Source organism: Mycobacterium sp. E1715 (genome assembly GCF_001667625.1).
In the GTDB taxonomy this organism is placed as follows: domain Bacteria; phylum Actinomycetota; class Actinomycetes; order Mycobacteriales; family Mycobacteriaceae; genus Mycobacterium.
Genome location: NZ_LZJJ01000293.1, coordinates 1 through 707, shown reverse-complemented (window position 1 = coordinate 707; position 707 = coordinate 1). Strand labels below are relative to the sequence as shown.

Genomic DNA, 707 nt, shown 5'->3' with positions numbered 1-707 from the left:
GATCGGGATCCGCCATCGCCGGGGCGGCGCTCAACACCAGCGCCAAGCTGACAGAAGCCAATCCGGCGGCGTTCAGGGCGGCCGACAGCCGCCCGCGCGTCCAGCCCGACATATGCATCCCTCCACGTTCGAGTTCCTGACACAGTGTGGCATAGGGCGCCTGCCAGCTAACAAATTCGAAACCGCGCGGAGGCCGAATACACAGCCATTTTGGCCGTTGAGCTGGCTGGCTATGAATCGCGTGAGCTTGTCGGCGCAACGTCGAGCGCCTGACGATTGGCGGCCGCCCCGACCAGCGCGGCCGCCATCAAACCGGCCGACGCGGTCAGCATGAGCACTACGCTGCGCTCGTAGAGCAGCCCGCCCGCCAGCGCGCCCGCCATGATGCCCACCTGGAAAGCCGTCACGTAGAGCCCCGACGCCCCGTCGGGGTCGTCGGCGCCGCTGCGCATCGCCGCGGACTGCATCATCGGCGACACGGCGGTGGCCATCGCCCCCCACAGCACGATCGCGGCCGTCCCGATCAGGGCCGCGGCCGCGGCGGGGCGGCCGCCCAGTGCCAGCGCGGTCAGCACCACGAATGCGGCCGTCAAACCGGCCAGGCACCCGATGATCGCCCCCTTGGGCCTGCGGTCCAGCGGCCGCGCCACCAGGCCGACGGCTATCACCCCCGCCACGCCGTAGGCGGCCAGCACCCATGCCAGGTT

Annotated in this window: 1 pseudogene; it reads right to left on the bottom strand. The window is 70.7% G+C overall.

The window, feature by feature from the left end:
- Positions 1-230: 230 nt before the first annotated feature.
- Positions 231-707, bottom strand: a pseudogene (locus tag A9X03_RS14940) (MFS transporter); the annotation flags it as partial.